This is a genomic window from Pediococcus claussenii ATCC BAA-344 (genome assembly GCF_000237995.1).
In the GTDB taxonomy this organism is placed as follows: Bacteria; Bacillota; Bacilli; order Lactobacillales; family Lactobacillaceae; genus Pediococcus; species Pediococcus claussenii.
Genome location: NC_017017.1, coordinates 1 through 18800, shown reverse-complemented (window position 1 = coordinate 18800; position 18800 = coordinate 1). Strand labels below are relative to the sequence as shown.

Here is an 18800-nt window from a genome sequence, read left to right as displayed (position 1 = left end):
CCAGCTATCCGGCAATCACTATACTCCACTAACCTGATTGAGAACTTTAATAAGCATCTCAAGCGCACCACCCACCACAAAGAACAATTTCCAACGGAAGATTCACTGGATCGCTTCCTGGTTTCTCAGTTTAATGTTTATAACGAGAAGTCTCTGAAGCGGATCCACCGAGGGTTCAAAGGACTCCAGGACACCTTGGAAGCATCATTTATTTAAGTTAGATACATATTATATGTACGAAGGCATTTCATTTACACAAGATTCTTGACGCTACCATTGCCGTTATAGTAGGAATACTGTTAGGAGTTTTATTAACTAGTTTAGTTAATTTTCCAAGCTCAATAAATATTGGTCAAGTTTTAGCTTTAAGTGTTTTAGTTGTTGCCCCTTTGTGTTTTTTGTTTGCGTTAGTAACTTGCTCAAAAATATTCATCAATAAAGTGTTCAGAAAAGAATGAAAATATATGTTTGGAGATGATTTGAATGAGAGTACCTACTCCGAATTTAATTGGGAAACGTTTTGGCAGATTAGTAGTTGAAAAGAAAAGTCCAGAAAAAGGGCATGCTGTTTTTTGGTTTTGGCAAATTCTATAATTAATCCGAACAGAAATTAAAAAGCCCAAAGCAATCACTTACAATGGTAGTAGCTAATTCCAACCAATATAGGGAGTGATTACTTTGGGTACATCTACTTTATCACGTTTTCAACGTGGCGCACTAGCACAACTGGTCAATGAGGGGAATAAATCTTACCAAGTAATGGCTGACGCCTTAGGCGTCGCCAAAGCTACGATTAGCTATGAGTTGGACCGGGTTAAACCTTATGATCCAGAATTAGCTCAGCAAGATGCAGATCGCAAAAGGCGGAATTGCGGTCGTCGTTCGATGCTGACGGCAGCATTAGCGACTTTAATTACCAATCACTTACGATTAACCTGGTCACCAGAAACCATTGCGGCCGCTTATAACTTGAGCACTGCGTCAATTTATAATTGGCTTAATCGTGGCTGGCTCCCCTTCAAATTGACTGATCTACCCAATCGGAATGTCCGCCAGCACCGAGTGAGCGAAAATCGTGGGAAATTTACAAGTGGGACTTCCATCGAACAACGGCCAACAACTGTTAATCAACGGTTAGCTTTTGGTCATTGGGAAGTAGATACGGTGCTTTCTAGTCGAAGTGAGTCACGATCATGTCTGGTTACATTCGTAGAACGTAAGACCCGACTTCTATGGGCCATCAAAGCCCCTAATAGAACGGCTAAGGCTCTAAACACCGCCTTTGGCAAGTTTATGGGGGCCTTCGGTCCCCAAGTAAAATCCATTACTGTTGATCATGGTAAAGAGTTTGCCAATTATCAGGCCTTAGAACAGGATTATCAGATCAAAGTTTATTTTTGCCATCCATATTCACCATGGGAGCGAGGTTCCAATGAATATTTTAATAGACGGTTACGCTGGTTCTTCCCGAAAAAGACCAATTTTAGCCAAGTAACGACTGATGAGATCCTAGCAGCACTTGAACTAATTAATCAACGACCATTAAAAATACATCATCAACAGACTGCCATTGAAAGATTCCGGGCTTGTTCGGATTAAACTTGTAATTTGCCTTGGTTTTTAATCAACTCAACAACTAATGCAATCAAGGCTACGATAAAAGTACCGAAAGCCAGCATTAATTGTAAAGCGTCCGATATGGACACTTGGGCTACTCCTTTCCTAGAATGTGAGTTTATAGTTTTTACACCATAAGCACCACCCCCTTTAAGGAAATAGCCACCGCCTTAACTTCTCTACTTAAACCATTATACAGGGAAATGGGGATAGAACAATGTCTATGCATAATCAGCTTTCTTTAATTTTTGAGCCATAAATATCCAAGCTATTAACGAAAACAACAGGACTATAAACACCGTTATATAACTCGTGTTTCCGTGATAGGTTAACGAACCGTTATTATAATTAACGATTTTCAAGAAAGCAGTAATTGGATAATAGTCTTGCAGGTTTTGTCCAGCTACAAATACTCCAACAAAGCCATAAACAAAGGCAATAACCACGTTGAGATAAGATGAGGCTTGCCGAATAAACAAAATCAAGATTGGTAAGACAGCGATAAAAACCCCCAAGCTAATACCAATTAACTGAATCATTGAGATCAGAGAATGATATATGGGTTCACTTTTATGCGGTAAGAACAGGAATATCAAGTATGTTAAAAACGCATTTAAAGCTGCAAATACTACGTTGATTAGGCATAAAGCAACCAATTTGCTGACATACAATTTATTGACAGAAACGGCGCAAGTAATGTTATTCTTTAGTGCTCCAGATATATGCTCAACATTAATTAAATAGTTACTAAAGATAACAATCATTGCCGGTAAGACTAAACTAAAACTATCCCAAATAACGATATTCATAAAATCAGTGTAATTATAGAGTGAATGTTCATTGCCACTGTATAGTTGAAATATTGAGAGTAGATCAGTAAAGACAAGGGAGATAAAAAATACGAGTAAGACGTCACATCTTTTCAATTTACGAAACTCATTGATAATTAGGGTTCCCATATCTATTCCTCCTCGCTTTCAAATAATTTGACTGCGACATAGTATGATAAAAATCCCACAATACACAAGATTCCAATACAAGAGGGCGTGGAAAAAAAGAGTCTGGTAATGCTAGCGGACATCGTACCAGATGAAATATGTGGTAATGACCACTTGAAGACAACAGAAAGCGGCAACGGGAAGCGATTATATTGTAATGAAGTGACAAAGCTCAATATTGTATATGACAAACTTACCACAAACGACATTAAGTAATTCTTTTTCATTTTCAAGACGACTATCAGTAATGGTAGATCAGCAACGGTTACCATTACACCAATGATCAGGCCGATCCCAAGGGTGGTAAAGAATTGCCCCAGATCAATATTTCCGCGTACCACACCTAATATAATGGGCAATATTAAAGAGACAACTGCGAAAATCACCCCGATAATTAATGTTGCAATAATTTTTGCTAATAATAGACTCCTTTTAGAAATAGGAATGGTTAAAATGTTTTTTAAGGTGTTATTATCACGTTCTTCAAAGACCAAGGTTGCTAATATTAGCCCTAGAAAAATTGGCATTAGTAGGTAAAAGCCAAAAACAAAAACAAACATTTTCAACTTATCAAACGACATATTAGCATGTAATGCTAATAGTGATAAGGGAATCGGAAATAAGAAAGCGGCTAATACCGTATATTTTAAAATACTATTCCGTTTTAATTTTTTGAATTCACAGACTAGAAGACTACTCATGGCTAGCGCCCCCATTGGTAATGGATTCAAAATAATTTTCCAATGTACCTTCCTTTAAATAGGCCGCCTGAACATCTATGCCGTTCATAATAAATGCCTTAATAATTGCAGCAGAATCTGTAATGGCATGGCTAATTGATAACTTTTGCTGATTAGTGATCACAATATCTTTAATCTTGAATTGTTGCTCTAGAATCTTAGCAGCATTGGCGCTATTAGATACTTTAAAAACAAATGAATTGCTGTTTTGTTCAATTAAATCTTGCAGCTTTGATTCAACCAATAAGGCCCCATTGGCAATAATGCCAATATCATCAGCAATTAGTTGCATTTCAGACAAAATATGGCTCGAAATTAAAATTGTCGTCCCTTGATTCTGGCTTAAATCGATCAGTAACTTACGAATATCGACGATACCTTCCGGGTCCAACCCATTGATTGGTTCATCTAGGATTAAAAGCTCCGGTGAGTTCATAGTCGCGTTAGCAATTGCCAGCCGTTGTTTCATACCTAAAGAATATTCTGAAAACAATTTTTTATCTTTATAGGGTAATCCTAGTTTGGTCAGTGAGCTCTCTATTGTCTTTTCTGGTAACTTCCGCAATTTAGCGAATATTCGTAAATTTTCTGTCCCAGTTAAGTTAGGATAGAATCCTGGGGATTCAATTGTATTACCTACTTTACTGAAAATTGATTTCAGCTCACTATTGGTAATCTTCGACATATCTTTTCCAAATAACGAGTATGTACCAGAACTAGGTTTAATTAAACCTAGAATCATTTTCATGGTTGTGCTTTTACCAGCACCATTTTTCCCTAATAATCCGTAAATCTTCCCTTTTTGTACATGAATACTTAGATTCTTAACACTAATCTGCGGACCATAAATTTTTGTTAAGTGATCTGTTCTGAGAACGTAATCGTTATTTAAATCCATTAACTCTCTCTCCCCTCAATTTGCTTGTTATCAAGAAAGTTTCTATAATAAAGTCCCTTTTTTGCTATTAGTTCGTCATGAATCCCTTCCTCAATGATTTCTCCATGACTTAGTACATAAATATAATCCGCATCTTGAATGGCCGCAAGCCTATGCGAAATAATAAGTTGCGTGATATTTAGAGACTGTAAATTATGATAAATCTTTTGTTCAGTTAATTGATCCAAGCTATTTGTTCCTTCATCAAATATTATAAGTTCAGGATTTTTGCTGATTGCTCTTGCAATTGCTATTCTTTGCTTTTGACCACCAGACAAGTTTTGCCCATTATCCCCCATTACAGTATTAATGCCCAAAGGCAACTGTTTTACAAAATCTAAAATCTCTGCATTTTTTAAGCAATCTTCAAGTTGACTATCAGACAATTTATTTCCAAAGTCTAAATTATCTTTAATAGTCCCATTGATTGCTAATGGTGTTTGAGTAACTACTGATATTTTATCATATAAGCTTGCTGAATTTAGCTTCCTATAGTTGACACCATTAACATACATACTTCCACTGTAGTCATCAAAAACATTCATGATTAATTTTGTAAGCGTCGTTTTTCCTCCACCGGAATTTCCCACAATGGCAATACGTTTTCCTTTAGGGATCTTGATTGAAATATCTCTTAGATCAAGATTGGTTGTTTGACTATAAGAGAATGAAACATGAGAAACTTCAATATCATTAATTGCTGAAATTTCGGTTCCTCCATTTCTCGAAACAGATTTATAAAACATTATTTCATTTAATCTGTTAGTAATCTCCTGAATCACCTTGATCTGAGGAATCGCACCAATGGTAGAATTAATCGGAGTAATCGCAAATGAACTAAGAGAGACGAACTGTATAAGAGTCCCTATGTTTATTTGACCTTTTTGAATCAGAAAGAATCCAAGAGTATAGATCAAGAGGTTTGTTATTACACTGATACTGTCTAACCAACTTTGCAAGTTATTGTTTAAAGAACCCTTTTCTCTAAAAGAATCGATACTTTTAAAATATTTATTTTCCAAGTCTTTTTCTAACTTGTCTTGGCTTCCCATACACATGATCTGAATGATATTGTTAAACACATCTGCCATATTATCTTGGGCTTGCGTTTGTGTAGTTATATACTCTTGCGTTTTGGAATGCAACTTGGAATTTAAGCTGTAAATTAAAATCCCCTCAAAAGCCCCAATTAGAATAATAGAGGTGGTTAACAATGGTGAAATAGTCAACATTACAATAAAACAAACTATTCCGGTTAAAATATCTATGAACATTTTAATTAAAAAGGTTGAAAGAAAATTATTGATCATACTTATATTGTTAAAACGATTCAAAATGTCACCTGTGGAATGGGTCTCATAGAATGTAAGATCAATACTGAATAATTTTTCGAGAAGTTTATCAATTACCTGCTTAAAGACGCTCGTTTGCATACGTAGAACAACCCATTGTCTAATCCAAGTGAACAACAAATTTAGAACAAAAAAACTTATTATTATAAGACACAAGACTATTAAAACTTGTTGAATATTAATATCAGTTTTTACTGAAGCGTTAACTATGCGCTTAATAATATCAGGAATAATTAGGACTATAGCTTCAAGAATAACTGTGCAAAATATGGTGATAAAAACATCACTCTTTTTAAAATTGAAAGAGCCTAATATCCCCTTATTTGAAGGTATAAATCCATGAAACTTAGTCTGTTTTGAAAAAGAAGGTAGTGGTGTGATGATACAGAGTACAGGTAAACAATTTTGCTGTAGGTCTTGAAAGCTTTGTTTTTGCACCCCTTCTGCTGGATCCAATACTGTAAACACGTTTTTTTTAACACTTGATATTACAACATAATGGCCGTCTTTTGTGGGCAAAATTGCTGGTAAGTTCTGTATTAAAGATTTTCTTGATTTAAATTTAAAAGCTTTTAGATCAAACTGATTATCTTTAGATATGGTTTTCAATTGTGCAACAGTAAGCCCGTCTCGGGAAGGCCTTACTGTTGCAATTAAATTGTATAAATTTTTATTATATCCATACGATTTAAAAATCATTAAAATACACGCTAGTCCACAATCAGAACTACTAAATTGGTTTATTAGTCTAATTCTATGCTTCCTCACCTTTACAGCCCCTCCTAAAAAGTGTCTCAAGTGTCTTGAATTGACCATGGTGGCTTAAATTTCTAAAGAGAGTACATTAGGTAACTTTGAATTGTTCATTTTTAGAAGTGCATATCCTATGCCAGAAATTCCCAGCATAAAGCTAGTATTTTCATATTGAGGAGGTAATCCACATGACCAATGTCCCTCTAAAACTTTTTTGGCCATTTTCAACTTAATAATTTCTAGATCCTTTTGGTCTTGAATTGTTAACTCATCTTGTGCTTCTAATAAGCAAAGAACATTACCAAAACTTCCATGACACAGACAATTTTGGTCACGATTACCCATTCGCTTAATAGAATCAATAGCAAGTCGTATATCCCTTTCAACTAAGTCGTTATTAACGTTAGCGCAATTTCTTTTGACAGCAAGTCGAGCCAGTAAGATTCCACTTGATCCATGACACCATGCAACAGGATTGATATTATTCTTATAATTTCTTTGTCCTTGAATGATTCGGTTGTCTCTCCAGTTATGCAAATTATGGTCATAGAGCTTATCTTCAAAATTTAATGTATTGCTTATCAAGTCTAATATTCTTTTATCCTTGGTGGCTTTATACAAACGAGAAAAAGAAAGAATAAAACCGCTCGCTCCATGTGATAGTCCTGCAAGAGGATCGCTGGCCATATCCGATTTCCATGCAATGGAATTATCAGGAAAAGCAACTCGTGCACTTTTTTCGATATGATCCAGCAACGACATACTTATATTTAAGTATTTCTTGTTCCCGGTTAGTTCAAACATGTTTACAAATACGTTGATTGCTCCAGCACTTCCAAGTAAATAATCACAAATATCATCATTTTCAACTTGATTTGGGAGGTGATCGCATATCTTGCGAGCATATTCAAAATACAATTTATTTTGAGTTATTCGAAAAAGAATTTGGAATGTATATGCGATAGATGACTCCCCGTAAAAAGCACCTAATGATTTATCATCAAAAAAATTTTTATCAAACAAGCATTGATCTACGTACTTAAACAATGTATTATCTAATGCTATTTTTAACTGTAAGTATTTCTTGTCCAAAAAATTTTGATTTTGTGCTAGAAAAGCATTAACAAAAATTGCAATACCTGCTATTCCATCATACAAATACATACCCATTTTAGATATTTCCCAAGAATTATCTGCTTCTGTACTTAACACTGCTTGAATCCAATTAACATCATTATTTTTTTTTGATATAAAGGCTCTATTATATAGATTATCTAATATTTTTTTTGCAGCAGTGTCAAAAATATCGTGTGAATAAACTAAATTTGCTGTCTCTTTATTAAAATTAAGGGTAGTTTGCCGTTTTTCCTTCACTCTCATTTCTGGTGTGGGCGAAGAAATCTTAAGAGATATAATGAATCTTTGGAAATTCATGTCCTCAATATTTAGATTCTTGATTCTTTTCTTTATTACAGAATAAGCAGTGTCACCAAAAAAGTTAATACAATCACCCATACTGTTATAAAGCTTTTTAGACTTAGGTTTACTGTAAAAGTAGGGAATGTCATTGTTGAGTAAGTCTTGAACTTCACTATATAGAATAAATTTACCTTGTTCAGAACTTGTATCTGTATTTTTTCCTATAGAATGCAGAAACTTTATTCTTTCTTGTGCATTTTGCAAAAAAATAGGGTGGTAAGAAGTTCTTAATACCATTGAATACTGTTGAGTGTTTTTTAATAGAATTCTGCTCTGAATACCATTAAAAAATTCCAAATCAGAAATAAGTGTTTCTTTTAAGGAAATCGCTTTTTTATAAGCATTACAAAATCCCTTAACAATTTCCTTAACATACCTGTGGGGGTTTACTACTGTTTGTTTCAATCGAACTTGGTTATTTTCATTATGCATATGAGGATGAACATAATGAATTCTCATATCGCTACGATACATATTTTCGATTCTTGGAACCTTATAAGGAAGCTCTACATCTTTTTCTCCATTGATTGCACTATAATCAAAACCCTCATTATCACCGCCAAAACTTACAAAGGTTGGCAGCAGACCAGATCTTAGTACTGTACTGTTAAGAAGATGAGAGATTATGGAACCTGCATTACTAAAGTCAATACGATTAATGTCGTTACTCATAATGGTTTCGACATCAACTAAAACAGGATATTCATCACTAGAAATCAAATTTTCAAAATGCAAATCATCTGTATTTAAGAGCATGTTTACAAATGAAATTATTCCAAAATTATAATAATAAGAGGAAACCTCCTGTTCCGTTTTACAGTTTTTATGGTCCACAAAAACAGACCACCCATATTCTTTTTTATCAATGATTGGGTAGTACAGAGATTTTTTAGAGGAAGGGGTCACTTTTATGAAATGTGACAAGATTTTTTGATATATGATTTCAGTGTTTACAGATCGAGGTTTGTAAATTATTTCTTTATTATCATCCAAAGTCAATTTATAAACAATTTTGCCATTTGAGTGGCTATCAGATAAATTTACACTAAGATCATTGATTTTTTTTATGTTTTCTTTGACACCAAATTGCGACATAATTAATTCTTTATCTTGCAAAAAGTGTTTTATCATAAAATCTAGATTCTTTAATGCCCCACCTATTAATGAAAAAATCGCGGTTTTCATGACGGAATACGTGTTTAAAATGCGTATGAATTCGTCGTTAGTCCCTAAAATTTCTTTATTAAACGATAGATACTGATCTTCTGGTGTTACACCATTCAAATTTCCTAAATGGTTCTGAATATGCATTTCGTAAATTAATGTTCTAGTACAAATTAAGTCTAATTTTTCCCCAACGGAATTTAAAAACATTTTTTGAGCATGGGGACTTAAAATTTTAATACATTCAGGGTATTCTTTCTTTAAAAGATTTTGTGCAATGAAAAACAAGCGATCATAAAAGGAACTAAAAATTACTTTTTTATGATTCAAAAAATACAACTTTTTTGAATCATAATCATTTCTAACTAACAATAGCGAATCTTCTTCTAATCTGTTCAAGTAAACAATATCTTCCACCGGTTGCTTGAACTTACTTAAATTATCCATAGCCAGCTGTAATACATCTGTCCCTATTGCTTTTTCAATTTGGCCCTGCACGGAATCTGTTTTTTTTACCATGTGATCAATTTAGAATTTATAGCTTGAAGCAACCCTAATCACTCATTATTAATAGCAAAAAATAGTCATGAAATGATTTTTAGCAACATACCCATGTTGCCAAATGATCACATTCACTTGTTAAGGTACAAATGTCACCACTAGAACTCTTCTTGATCTTCTTACCACCACTAATCATACCAAGCTGTGCATTATTTAATTCTTCCAAAACATTACCTGATGATTCTTCTGCGGACTTCATTAAATTTTTCTTCATAACAACTCACGTCTCCTTTTCAGATTGTAAATGAGGTACACTTTGTGATTAGGGCTGCTTCAAACTATAAATAATCCTCCTATCTGCATATTTGTGAACAATTTCATTGTTAGTTCCAAAATTATTCCCTTTCAAGTGAAATAAACAAGTTATATGGTAAAAGTGGATTAAATTGAGGGGAATTTCCAGAAAATTTTTGAGCCTTCAATGTTTCGTATACTATTTCTTAATAAAAATCAAATTTTAATGATTGTGTCACATCTTAACAGTTGTGTCGCATTTTTTTGTGCCTTATAATTAAAGGTGTTAGAATGCGTCATAACTTACCGCCATAAATACATACCCTTTTTTACTGCAAAAGTACCAAATTTGCTATATAAAACAGATTGGAGACATAAGATGAAATATGGTTACGCCAGAGTGAGTACCACGGATCAAAAATTAGAAAATCAAATTGATAGCTTGAAAAATTCAGGCGCTGAAATAATCTATCAAGAAAAGTTTACTGGTACGACTACTGAACGCCCTGAATTTAATAAATTGCTGAATGAACTCAAAACAGATGACACACTGATTGTTACGAAATTAGACCGCTTCGCACGCAATACTAGAGAAGCCCTTGATATAATTCAAGACCTATTTAAGCGTGATATTAAAGTTAATATACTTAATATGGGAATAATTGATAACACCCCCACAGGACAGCTTATATTTACAATTTTTAGCGCATTTGCACAATTTGAAAGAGATATGATTGTGACACGAACCCAAGAGGGTAAAATATACGCTAAAACACATGACCCCTATTTTCATGAGGGACGCCCACAAACCTACACAGATGAACAAATACGTTTAGCTTATGAGTTGCGTCAGCAAGGCATGACTTACAGGATGATTGCTAGAAAGACAGGGATTAGCGAACGTACACAACAAAGGCGTTTTAAAAAACTTAATAAATAACTACAATTATAATTGTAGTTATAGTTGTAATTGTAGTTATAGTTTGCTATAATATAGTTATAGCAAAGGAGGTATTAGTTTATGGCTAAGATTATTGCTTTTTATAATAACAAAGGTGGTGTAGCAAAGACTACTACCGCAACCAATGTTGCAGGGGTACTTTCTTTACAACACAAAAGAGTTCTATTGATTGACGGCGATCCACAAGGACACACGAGTTTAACGTTTGGTGTAGACGCAGACGATTTACAAACAACCCTAGGCGCTTATCTAAGTAGTGGTTGGGACGCTAAACAAGCTTCCGATTATTTTATCAATGTTAATGATTATCTTGATGTTGTCCCAAGTAATCAATCGCTATCTGATTTTATTATTGCTGTTTCAGGAGAAGACCCAAAATTTAGAAATAAGCACCTTAAAAATTTTATTGACCCAATCAGAGATGAGTATGATTATATTATTTTTGATATGGCACCAGCCGTTGATATTATTTTAGAAAACATTGTTGAAATTGTTGACGACTTAACCGTTGTTGCAGTTCCTGAAACGTACGCCGTCAAAAATGCCGAAACAACTTTAAAAATTACAGATGATAAACAGGTGATTGTTCGCCACATTGTCCCAACTAAAACACAATTAAATACGAACACTCATAAGTTTATGTTGGAAAATCTAAGAGAAGTTGCCGAAGCACACAACATCAAAATGACCGATACATTCATTCCAAATTTGATCGCTTTTGCTGAAGCAGTTTCAATTTACGAATTACCATTAGCACTAGTTAAAGATAATCACTACAAGTCAGCACAAAAATATTATCAAAATTTAGTTAAAGAACTGGGGTATTAAAATGACAAAACGAGAATTTAAAAAAGCAGTTGATACAAATAAGCTTTCTGGATTATCACAACCAAAAAAATTTATGGAAAGTGATACAGATAATAAACAATGGAACGATTATTTAGAAGCTATCAAACAAGAACAAGAAAATTACGAACAAGTGCTTTATTCAGTTGCAGTTGAACCGTCATTAAAAGAAGCAATTAAGATTGCGGGAAAGAATAGGGGACGAGTGAAAGGTGGCGCAAAATCAATTGTGAGAGACGCTATGACTAGCTATTTCGACAAACACCCCGAATTATTTGAATAAAAAACCGTAACTGTAATTACAGTTACAGTTATAATTACAGTTACAATTATATGGAGGTAGAAAATGAAAACTCAATTAATGGACTACTGGTTATATTTGTATCTTGGTTGTATCTATCTAGTGCCTTTGTTTCGTATTATAAAATTAAATAATAACGATACTCGTTTTATGTTACGTAAGTTACTTTTCCCACTAGAATATCTTATTCAAGTTAAAGCAGAACAAGCCTTTAATAATAGTCGATCAGCAACACGCTTAATTCATATTCTAATATTCCCTATGAGCGTTTTAGGACTGGTAGGGGCAAGTATGCCCCTAGTGTCTTTAAACGAGCCTATGATGAAACATACAGCTATTTTAGTATTTATCACTTATTATTGCATGTTAGCGCCGATTACTTTTTGGTTTCAACCAAAAGCTGGCAAAATATACAAAACCAAATAAAGTTGCCGCTAGGTAAGCGCTATGCTAGACTAAGATTAATTTAACAACCGAATAAAGAGATCAAGCTAAACAGAAAAATCCCCGATTCACGAGGAATCAGGGACTTTTGGTTTAGCAAGTAGCTACACAACAGCTACTTAGATTCAGTCGATTTTCACCGCCAAGTTAAAATCGACTGAACATTGTTCTTAATTTGTAGGTTAATTATACCGCAAACCAGTCCCAAAGGACAAGTTAAGGATAGTTAAAAACAAATTAAAGTCAATGGACTAAGTAGCTAACTGAAGCTATTTAGTCCATTTTTGTTGTTAGAAATTAAAAAAGTTGCCGACTGGGCAACTCACAAACAGACACATGCTGGTGAATTACAAAGTTCTCACAGCAAATGAACACTTTGTAATTCAGTTAGAGCATATCAGATTTGTATTTTAAAGCAAATCAAATGTTTTAGCAACTCTCTTTTGAGACAGCGTGTGTCAGTCAAGAAAGGGAGTTTTTATTATGACAAAATCAACAGATTTCAATTACTATGACGCCAATAGCGTATATGGAGCCTTGTTTTTCCAGTTCCCTAAGGTATTAATGTATGGCGAGCAATACAAACATTTAAGTGATGCCGCCAAGCTAGCTTACATGGTACTAAAAGACCGGCTAGAGTATTCTTTACGCAATCACTGGATTGATGAGGAAGGGCACGTCTACTTTATTTTTACCAATCAAGAACTTAAAGATTTATTCGACTGCTCAAATGATAAGTTAGCAGCCGTTAAAAAAGACTTGGAACGTGCAGGTCTACTTTATCAAAAAGCCATGCATTTCAATCCCAAAACTGGCAAAAACGAACCCAATCGACTTTACCTGGCCGAACTAGATATGCAGTCAACTGACGTCTATTTACGCGGTGAATATGCTCAAAAAGAGCCGCAAACCCTTGCTACGAGCGAAAATCCGAAAATCGGACGTTCGCGGGAGACCGTTGAAACCCTTGCTACGAGCGAAAATCCGAAAATCGGACGTTCGCGAAAGTTCGTTGACGACACCCCGCAAACCCTTGCTACGAGCGAAAATCCGAAAATCGGACACGATCTATATAAAGACTTTAAAAACATAGATACTAATAGATACAATATAGATACTCAAAAGTTGGACTTTTCCACAGCCCATTTTTCACCAGCAGAAATTCAAAAACAAAACCAGGATTTGGTGAACCATGCTAATGACTTCTTAACTGATGAAGACAGTGGCTTACCGGTTTTCTTAGAACCCGAAGCCGTGCAATTACTAAGTTTCTGGTGCCGCACTCCGCAACAAATGCGGCGCTTCATTGGCATTATCTTAAATGCTAAGTACCGAGTTGAGAAAGATCACAAAGATATTGGTGTCATAATCCCACTTGATGATGAGGAACTGAAACCTTTAATGACTAAAGCCTTGAGACGCTACTTTAACGCCCTGAGAAGCAATGAGAAGCACATCAAGAATGTTGAGAACTACTTATACGGCACCATGCAAAACCTATTTGGCGTTTGGTGGAATAAACAAGCGGCTAGAGAATATGCGGCCAAACACCCTAACGATGAGCGTGCTTAAAACTAAAAAGCTATATAAGGCCATTTAAGCTGTTTTAAACAGATAGAGCATAATTATATTAAACGAGTTTTAAAATGCGCTTACGGGCACTTTAGGAACGTTGTATAAGTGCCATTGCGGAAAGGACAGCAAACTTAAATTCACAACTTTTAAAGAAGCAGGCTAATTGAGATGGTACTCAAAGATTAGTATAATGTGAGTAGTAATAAAGGGGGGGCGAGAAAATCATGGCAGTTAAGGAAAAGAAACGCGTACAAGTCCAGATTGACAAAGAATTGGCAGATAATACCGAAGCCGTTTTAAGCCAGTTAGGTCTAAACCCAACTACCGCGATCAATATGTTTTATAAGCGGATCGTAGCTGACGCAGCATTACCGTTTAAACCAGCCCTGAGCGAAGCCGAAAGAGCTAATTTAAGCCTTTTAAAGGTTACCAAAGAGACACCAGTAACAGAGTTCAAAGACGCTAAAGAAGTCGCTGATTGGCTCAATGATCCAGATGAGGACTAATGGCTTATCAGATTAAATAAATTAATAACTGGGAAGTGTGATGAACATGAAAGATACAATCACAATTAATGACTTTTTTGAAATTGCCAAAGAAACTGATTTAAAAGATTTACTTGATAAGTCATTACATGAGCCAGATCCAGAAAAGCGCAAAGTATATGACGCTTTATATACCTACTTTTTAGATAAAAGGCAAGATGAGGTTATTAAGCGAAAGGACTTTGTCCGTTGATAGATAAACCCCAATATATAATTGTTGCTGGTATTAACGGAGCAGGAAAAAGTACGCTATACGATACATTTCCCATCTTGTTTGACAAAACAAAACGGATTAACGCTGATGAACTTTTAAGACAAATGGGTGGCGATTGGCATAAAGATAGTGACAACTTAAAAGCCATGAAAGAAGAAATCAAACAACTACACTATGCTTTAGATCACCAGCAAAGTATTCACGTAGAAACAACACTGGCAGGTAGAGGCAAAGCTCAACTCAATTTGATTGACAAAGCTCACAAAAATGGCTTTGAAGTGACTTTATTATATGTTGCTTTGCGAGATGAAAATTTAGCTATCCAAAGGGTCAACGAACGGGTACAAAAAGGTGGCCACGGTGTTCCAGTAGCAACGATCAAGAAACGTTATCAGCAATCCAAACATAATTTGCCATTAGTGGCCTTTAAATCTGATAAGGTCATGATCTATGATAATAGCGAAAAGTTTACCTCTGTTTATGCAAGAGAGAAGGGACAAGTTTTTAAGAACGATTTGAGGCATTTTCCTTGGATAAACCAAAATATTACTTATCCAGAAAAGGTGCAAAAGCAGTTACAAAATTTTGCAGATCAAAATCCAGAAATTAAGCCCAAAAATGATCCAGAAAATAAAAACGATCGGCCTAGTTATTAGGCTGATCGTCTTTAAATTTATTCGGTTTATGGGCATTAACGTAATTGGCAAATGTTTTTAAAAGTTCTTCGGTTTGTTCGACCGAGAGGTTATTAGCTTGAAAGTACTTTTCTAATAAAGCCCCTTTTTGAATTAATCGGCGAGAACGGGCTTTGCGGGATTGCCGATTTTCATAGTATTTAGATTGCCGTAATTTAAAATCTTCCCGCTCAATTTTTTGTTTTAACCGCGCTTGCTGCTCGACTAGTTTTTCATATTGATTAGACATGGAATTTCCCCATCTCGTATGGCTAATGATCTACGGACTTTACCTTTAAAAATTCAGAAAATTGCTTGGCTAAAAGCTTAATCTGATCGTTAGACAAATTAGCATAATCTAAATTGGCTTGACTGATGATTTGTTTACCTAGCCGTTGTTCAATCTTATTTTTTTCGTCCTTAATTTTTTGATTAAGGGCTTTTAATTTAGCTTCTTGTTTTTCTAAGTTACTTTGAGACATAACGATCCCTCCAATCATATTAGAAATAATCACCGAAACTATATCATATAGGAAACGTTAAGTCAAAGGATAAAAGTTGAAATAGCGAAGCGGAAGGCATACACTAAAAGTAAATTCAGGAGAATCAGTAGACCGAGTGAAACGAGGTCAATGCGCACTTACACGTCATCTTCGATGACGTTGTGCTAAACCCATTAAAACTTGTATTAGAAGTCGCCGTTGGCGACAACAAAATCAAACCCATAAACCCAAAGAAAGGTGGTGACCGACATGGCAATTTTTCACATGAGCTTTAGTAATATTAGTGCTGGAAAAGGAAGAAGTGCAATTGCTGGAGCAAGTTATCGAAGTGGCGAAAAATTATTCGATCAAAAAGAAGGTCGAAGTTATTTTTATGCTCGGTCGGTTATGCCAGAAAGCTTTATTTTGACACCAAAGAATGCGCCAGAATGGGCGAGTGATAGAGAGAAATTATGGAACGAAGTAGAAAGAAAAGACCGTCGAGCAAACTCACGGTACGCTAAAGAGTTTAACGTGGCTCTGCCAGTTGAATTAAGTGAAGATGAACAGAAAGAATTATTGACAAAATATGTACAAGAAAATTTTGTTAATGCAGGCATGGTAGCCGACGTGGCAATTCATCGCGACCACCCAGATAATCCGCACGCTCATGTGATGTTAACTAATCGGCCGTTTAATTCAGATGGAACATGGGGAATTAAGAGCAAAAAGCAATATATTTTAGATGATAATGGCAACAAAACATATACCGGAACTAGCAAGTACCCTAAGAGTAGAAAAATACTGATGGTCGATTGGGATAAAAAAGAAAAAATAACTGAATGGCGTCACAATTGGGCTACCGCGGTTAATCAAGTTTTAGAAGCTAAAAATTTACCAGACCGTATTAGTGAAAAATCATATGAAGAACAAGGAATTGATGAAGTGGCAACACAACACGAGGGTATCAATTCACAGAAAGAAAAGCGCCAAGAATTTAATCAAAATGTTAAGCAACAACGACAAGCCAAAGCAGAAGCAAAAAATACTAATGAAAAAATCCATAATGAACGCCGTATGCAAACCTTACAGCGCCATTATTCATTTGATGAAAAACGACTGGTTGCACAGTTGAGTAATCGACTAAAAACATTTGTTAGCTTAGAGAACCTAGATGAGAAGCAACGTATGCTATTTAATTGGAAAAATAGCACTATGATTAAGCAAGCAATTGGACAGGATATGACAAAGCAACTAATAACTATTAATCAACAAGAAAATTCATTAGCAGAAGCTAATCAGTTGCTAGATAAAGTAGTTAATCGAACAGTTAGAAAACTTTACCCTGATATTGATTTTGAACGGGTAACAATGGCAGAAAAACGTGAACTAATTAAAGAAACAGATAGTGAACAAAAGGTATTTGCAGGAAACGAATTAAAAGATCGCTTGGCAATGATAAGAACTAATATTATAAATCAACAAATTCTAACATTTACTAAGCGTCCATTCGTTAGTTGGTTAATGCTTGAAAAGCAAGAACAGCGAGTCAAGGAAAATACTAGCGATATTTTGGCTAAAAAAGGCTACCGCTTTAAAGATATTAAGCTAACAAAAGGTGCTTTACTAAACGGTTTTGAAGAAAATGAACAAAACGTATTAAAGCGAAGCATTAAAGAACTTTCAGCAATTAATGAAGTTAAAAAAGTGGTTGATACACAATACAACAGCGTTCTAACTAAGTCTTTTCCTGATATAGACTTAAACAAAGTAAAAATGACTGAAAAAGAGCGATTATATACGGCAGTTATTTATTACAATCCTGAGCTTCAACCACTGGAGAAACAGGATATAACCCGTCTAAAAAACAAGCCACCAGAAAAATTTACAACGCAAGAGCATGTACAAGGACTTGCTTATTTAAGCGGACAGGTTAAACCAGATGAGATTAAAAATGCTAATTTGTTACGTGTGTTGAACAATAGAGGCACACAACAGTTGTTTATTGGTGAAGCAGGACAAGATAAAAATATTTCTGCTAAGCAAATTGAACAGGCTAAGCAGGCAGTAAAACAACATAATTTAAGGAGTGATGATTTCCGAAAAGAGAATATAGAAGGGTACAGAGCCGTTAATTATAATGAAAATACTCCAATAAAGTATATGAGTACATTATTATCAGATGCCTTAATGAGCGTGCTTTATTCAAATACCCAAGATTATGAGCTGAACAAACAAAGGAAAGCACAAGAGGAATTGGAATACGAGTTAGATAAAAAGAAACGTCAACATCATAAACATGGACGTCGTGGTGGTACGATTCACAGATAAAGTAGTAGGCGAATTCAAAAATGTAAAAATATATAGTTACACCGTAACCATTTTCGTGAAAAAGCCTAGAAATAGGAGCTTTTTTAAGTTTTGAAGTTTGAGAAACGCATTATAAGCACGCTTTCAGTTAATAGATTAGGTAATTATCAACCAAATAGTTAATGACGACGTCTAAATTATTGATGTAATACGTTTATTTAAAATATTTAAAAAGGTGGGATCTAATTGAGTATATTTGATGAGTACTATGATGAACATAATTTGAGAGCGTAAAATATCTTGTGTAAATGCATAAAAGATTTCTGAATTGTATAGAAATAGGGAATGCCTTCCCTTATGATATTTAGTAACCACAGAAAACATCACAGGAGGCATTCCCCATGAATGAACTTACCACAGAAATTATCGCTGCACTAGCCCAAAAGTGTAAAAGGCACCCGTAAAATGTAGGAAAACGGCAGGTTAGAACTGTTGGTTTTCCTACATTTTTTGTATCATGAATCACATCAGAGTGTAGGAGGAATTTGATGTGAGACGTGATTTAAGAGAAGGAGTGACGATTTACGTGACTGAAAATATTAAGCCTAACTTC

20 protein-coding genes are annotated in these 18800 nt (G+C 34.9%); 11 read left to right on the top strand and 9 right to left on the bottom strand.

Annotated elements, in window-relative coordinates; all coding sequences use genetic code 11:
• Together PECL_RS09945 and PECL_RS09425 are read left to right on the top strand one after the other, a co-directional pair.
• On the top strand, positions 1-216 hold a 216-nt coding region (locus PECL_RS09945; RefSeq protein ID WP_014386883.1), incomplete at its 5' end, for a transposase.
• Positions 217-678: 462 nt separating this feature from the next.
• Complete coding sequence (locus tag PECL_RS09425; protein ID WP_011373852.1) at positions 679-1599, top strand: IS30-like element ISLsa1 family transposase; 921 nt, start codon at positions 679-681, stop codon at positions 1597-1599.
• Here the strand turns inward: PECL_RS09425 and PECL_RS09420 are convergent.
• The 7 genes from PECL_RS09420 to PECL_RS09940 all read right to left on the bottom strand — a co-directional run bounded on the left by PECL_RS09420 (position 1596) and on the right by PECL_RS09940 (position 9815).
• Positions 1596-1706, bottom strand: coding sequence for a putative holin-like toxin (locus tag PECL_RS09420; RefSeq protein WP_041534820.1), 111 nt, complete (start codon positions 1704-1706; stop codon positions 1596-1598). The genes PECL_RS09425 and PECL_RS09420 overlap by 4 nt on opposite strands.
• 132 nt (positions 1707-1838) lie before the next feature.
• Positions 1839-2576: an ABC transporter permease gene (locus tag PECL_RS09415; protein ID WP_014386882.1), complete on the bottom strand. Its 738-nt coding sequence runs from the start codon at positions 2574-2576 to the stop codon at positions 1839-1841.
• Positions 2577-2578: 2 nt separating this feature from the next.
• On the bottom strand, positions 2579-3316 hold the full coding sequence (locus tag PECL_RS09410; RefSeq protein WP_014386881.1) for an ABC transporter permease: 738 nt from the start codon (positions 3314-3316) through the stop codon (positions 2579-2581).
• Positions 3309-4253 carry an ABC transporter ATP-binding protein gene (locus PECL_RS09405; protein ID WP_014386880.1) on the bottom strand — a complete coding sequence of 315 codons (945 nt, stop codon included), beginning with the start codon at positions 4251-4253 and terminating at the stop codon, positions 3309-3311. Before PECL_RS09405 ends, PECL_RS09410 begins: the two co-directional genes overlap by 8 nt.
• Complete coding sequence (locus PECL_RS09400; protein ID WP_014386879.1) at positions 4253-6412, bottom strand: peptidase domain-containing ABC transporter; 2160 nt, start codon at positions 6410-6412, stop codon at positions 4253-4255. Before PECL_RS09400 ends, PECL_RS09405 begins: the two co-directional genes overlap by 1 nt.
• 54 nt (positions 6413-6466) lie before the next feature.
• Complete coding sequence (locus PECL_RS09395) at positions 6467-9559, bottom strand: type 2 lanthipeptide synthetase LanM family protein (protein ID WP_014386878.1); 3093 nt, start codon at positions 9557-9559, stop codon at positions 6467-6469.
• A gap of 79 nt (positions 9560-9638) precedes the next feature.
• Positions 9639-9815 (bottom strand): plantaricin C family lantibiotic, encoded by a 177-nt coding sequence (locus PECL_RS09940; protein WP_014386877.1) that lies wholly within the window; start codon positions 9813-9815, stop codon positions 9639-9641.
• A gap of 399 nt (positions 9816-10214) precedes the next feature.
• On the opposite strand from PECL_RS09940, the gene PECL_RS09390 reads away from it, so the two are divergent.
• From PECL_RS09390 to PECL_RS09355, 8 genes are all read left to right on the top strand, one after another.
• Complete coding sequence (locus PECL_RS09390; protein WP_014386876.1) at positions 10215-10775, top strand: recombinase family protein; 561 nt, start codon at positions 10215-10217, stop codon at positions 10773-10775.
• An 81-nt stretch (positions 10776-10856) separates the two neighbouring features.
• The gene (locus PECL_RS09385) at positions 10857-11624 is read left to right on the top strand and encodes a ParA family protein (RefSeq protein WP_014386875.1); all 768 of its coding nucleotides are present in this window, start codon (positions 10857-10859) and stop codon (positions 11622-11624) included.
• Between the two features lies 1 nt (position 11625).
• Positions 11626-11925, top strand: coding sequence for a hypothetical protein (locus PECL_RS09380; protein WP_014386874.1), 300 nt, complete (start codon positions 11626-11628; stop codon positions 11923-11925).
• Positions 11926-11988: 63 nt separating this feature from the next.
• Positions 11989-12369, top strand: a complete 381-nt coding sequence (locus PECL_RS09375; RefSeq protein WP_014386873.1) for a hypothetical protein — start codon at positions 11989-11991, stop codon at positions 12367-12369.
• Between the two features lie 501 nt (positions 12370-12870).
• Entirely contained in the window at positions 12871-13959 is a 1089-nt protein-coding gene (locus tag PECL_RS09370; protein ID WP_014386872.1) for a replication initiator protein A, read from the top strand.
• A 227-nt stretch (positions 13960-14186) separates the two neighbouring features.
• A complete protein-coding gene (locus PECL_RS09365; protein WP_014386871.1) occupies positions 14187-14468 on the top strand; it encodes a type II toxin-antitoxin system RelB/DinJ family antitoxin in 282 nt (93 codons plus the stop codon).
• 46 nt (positions 14469-14514) lie between these two features.
• The gene (locus PECL_RS09360) at positions 14515-14700 is read left to right on the top strand and encodes a hypothetical protein (protein WP_010620892.1); all 186 of its coding nucleotides are present in this window, start codon (positions 14515-14517) and stop codon (positions 14698-14700) included.
• Complete coding sequence (locus PECL_RS09355; RefSeq protein ID WP_014386870.1) at positions 14697-15377, top strand: zeta toxin family protein; 681 nt, start codon at positions 14697-14699, stop codon at positions 15375-15377. The genes PECL_RS09360 and PECL_RS09355 overlap by 4 nt, the downstream gene beginning before the upstream one ends.
• Here the strand turns inward: PECL_RS09355 and PECL_RS09350 are convergent.
• Positions 15367-15645: a hypothetical protein gene (locus PECL_RS09350; protein ID WP_014386869.1), complete on the bottom strand. Its 279-nt coding sequence runs from the start codon at positions 15643-15645 to the stop codon at positions 15367-15369. The genes PECL_RS09355 and PECL_RS09350 overlap by 11 nt on opposite strands.
• A 22-nt stretch (positions 15646-15667) precedes the next feature.
• Entirely contained in the window at positions 15668-15895 is a 228-nt protein-coding gene (locus tag PECL_RS09345) for a hypothetical protein (RefSeq protein ID WP_003555660.1), read from the bottom strand.
• 252 nt (positions 15896-16147) lie between these two features.
• On the opposite strand from PECL_RS09345, the gene mobQ reads away from it, so the two are divergent.
• A complete protein-coding gene (gene mobQ / locus PECL_RS09340; protein ID WP_014386868.1) occupies positions 16148-18208 on the top strand; it encodes a MobQ family relaxase in 2061 nt (686 codons plus the stop codon).
• Positions 18209-18800: the final 592 nt, after the last annotated feature.

Bases quoted from the DNA above. Each gene is read 5' to 3' on its own strand.
- PECL_RS09415 (WP_014386882.1), bottom strand. From the start codon at position 2,576: ATGGGAACCCTAATTATCAATGAGTTTCGTAAATTGAAAAGATGTGAC.
- PECL_RS09410 (WP_014386881.1), bottom strand. From the start codon at position 3,316: ATGAGTAGTCTTCTAGTCTGTGAATTCAAAAAATTAAAACGGAATAGT.
- PECL_RS09405 (WP_014386880.1), bottom strand. From the start codon at position 4,253: ATGGATTTAAATAACGATTACGTTCTCAGAACAGATCACTTAACAAAA.
- PECL_RS09395 (WP_014386878.1), bottom strand. From the start codon at position 9,559: ATGGTAAAAAAAACAGATTCCGTGCAGGGCCAAATTGAAAAAGCAATA.
- PECL_RS09940 (WP_014386877.1), bottom strand. From the start codon at position 9,815: ATGAAGAAAAATTTAATGAAGTCCGCAGAAGAATCATCAGGTAATGTT.
- PECL_RS09390 (WP_014386876.1), top strand. From the start codon at position 10,215: ATGAAATATGGTTACGCCAGAGTGAGTACCACGGATCAAAAATTAGAA.
- PECL_RS09385 (WP_014386875.1), top strand. From the start codon at position 10,857: ATGGCTAAGATTATTGCTTTTTATAATAACAAAGGTGGTGTAGCAAAG.
- PECL_RS09380 (WP_014386874.1), top strand. From the start codon at position 11,626: ATGACAAAACGAGAATTTAAAAAAGCAGTTGATACAAATAAGCTTTCT.
- PECL_RS09375 (WP_014386873.1), top strand. From the start codon at position 11,989: ATGAAAACTCAATTAATGGACTACTGGTTATATTTGTATCTTGGTTGT.
- PECL_RS09370 (WP_014386872.1), top strand. From the start codon at position 12,871: ATGACAAAATCAACAGATTTCAATTACTATGACGCCAATAGCGTATAT.
- PECL_RS09365 (WP_014386871.1), top strand. From the start codon at position 14,187: ATGGCAGTTAAGGAAAAGAAACGCGTACAAGTCCAGATTGACAAAGAA.
- PECL_RS09360 (WP_010620892.1), top strand. From the start codon at position 14,515: ATGAAAGATACAATCACAATTAATGACTTTTTTGAAATTGCCAAAGAA.
- PECL_RS09350 (WP_014386869.1), bottom strand. From the start codon at position 15,645: ATGTCTAATCAATATGAAAAACTAGTCGAGCAGCAAGCGCGGTTAAAA.
- PECL_RS09345 (WP_003555660.1), bottom strand. From the start codon at position 15,895: ATGATTGGAGGGATCGTTATGTCTCAAAGTAACTTAGAAAAACAAGAA.
- mobQ (WP_014386868.1), top strand. From the start codon at position 16,148: ATGGCAATTTTTCACATGAGCTTTAGTAATATTAGTGCTGGAAAAGGA.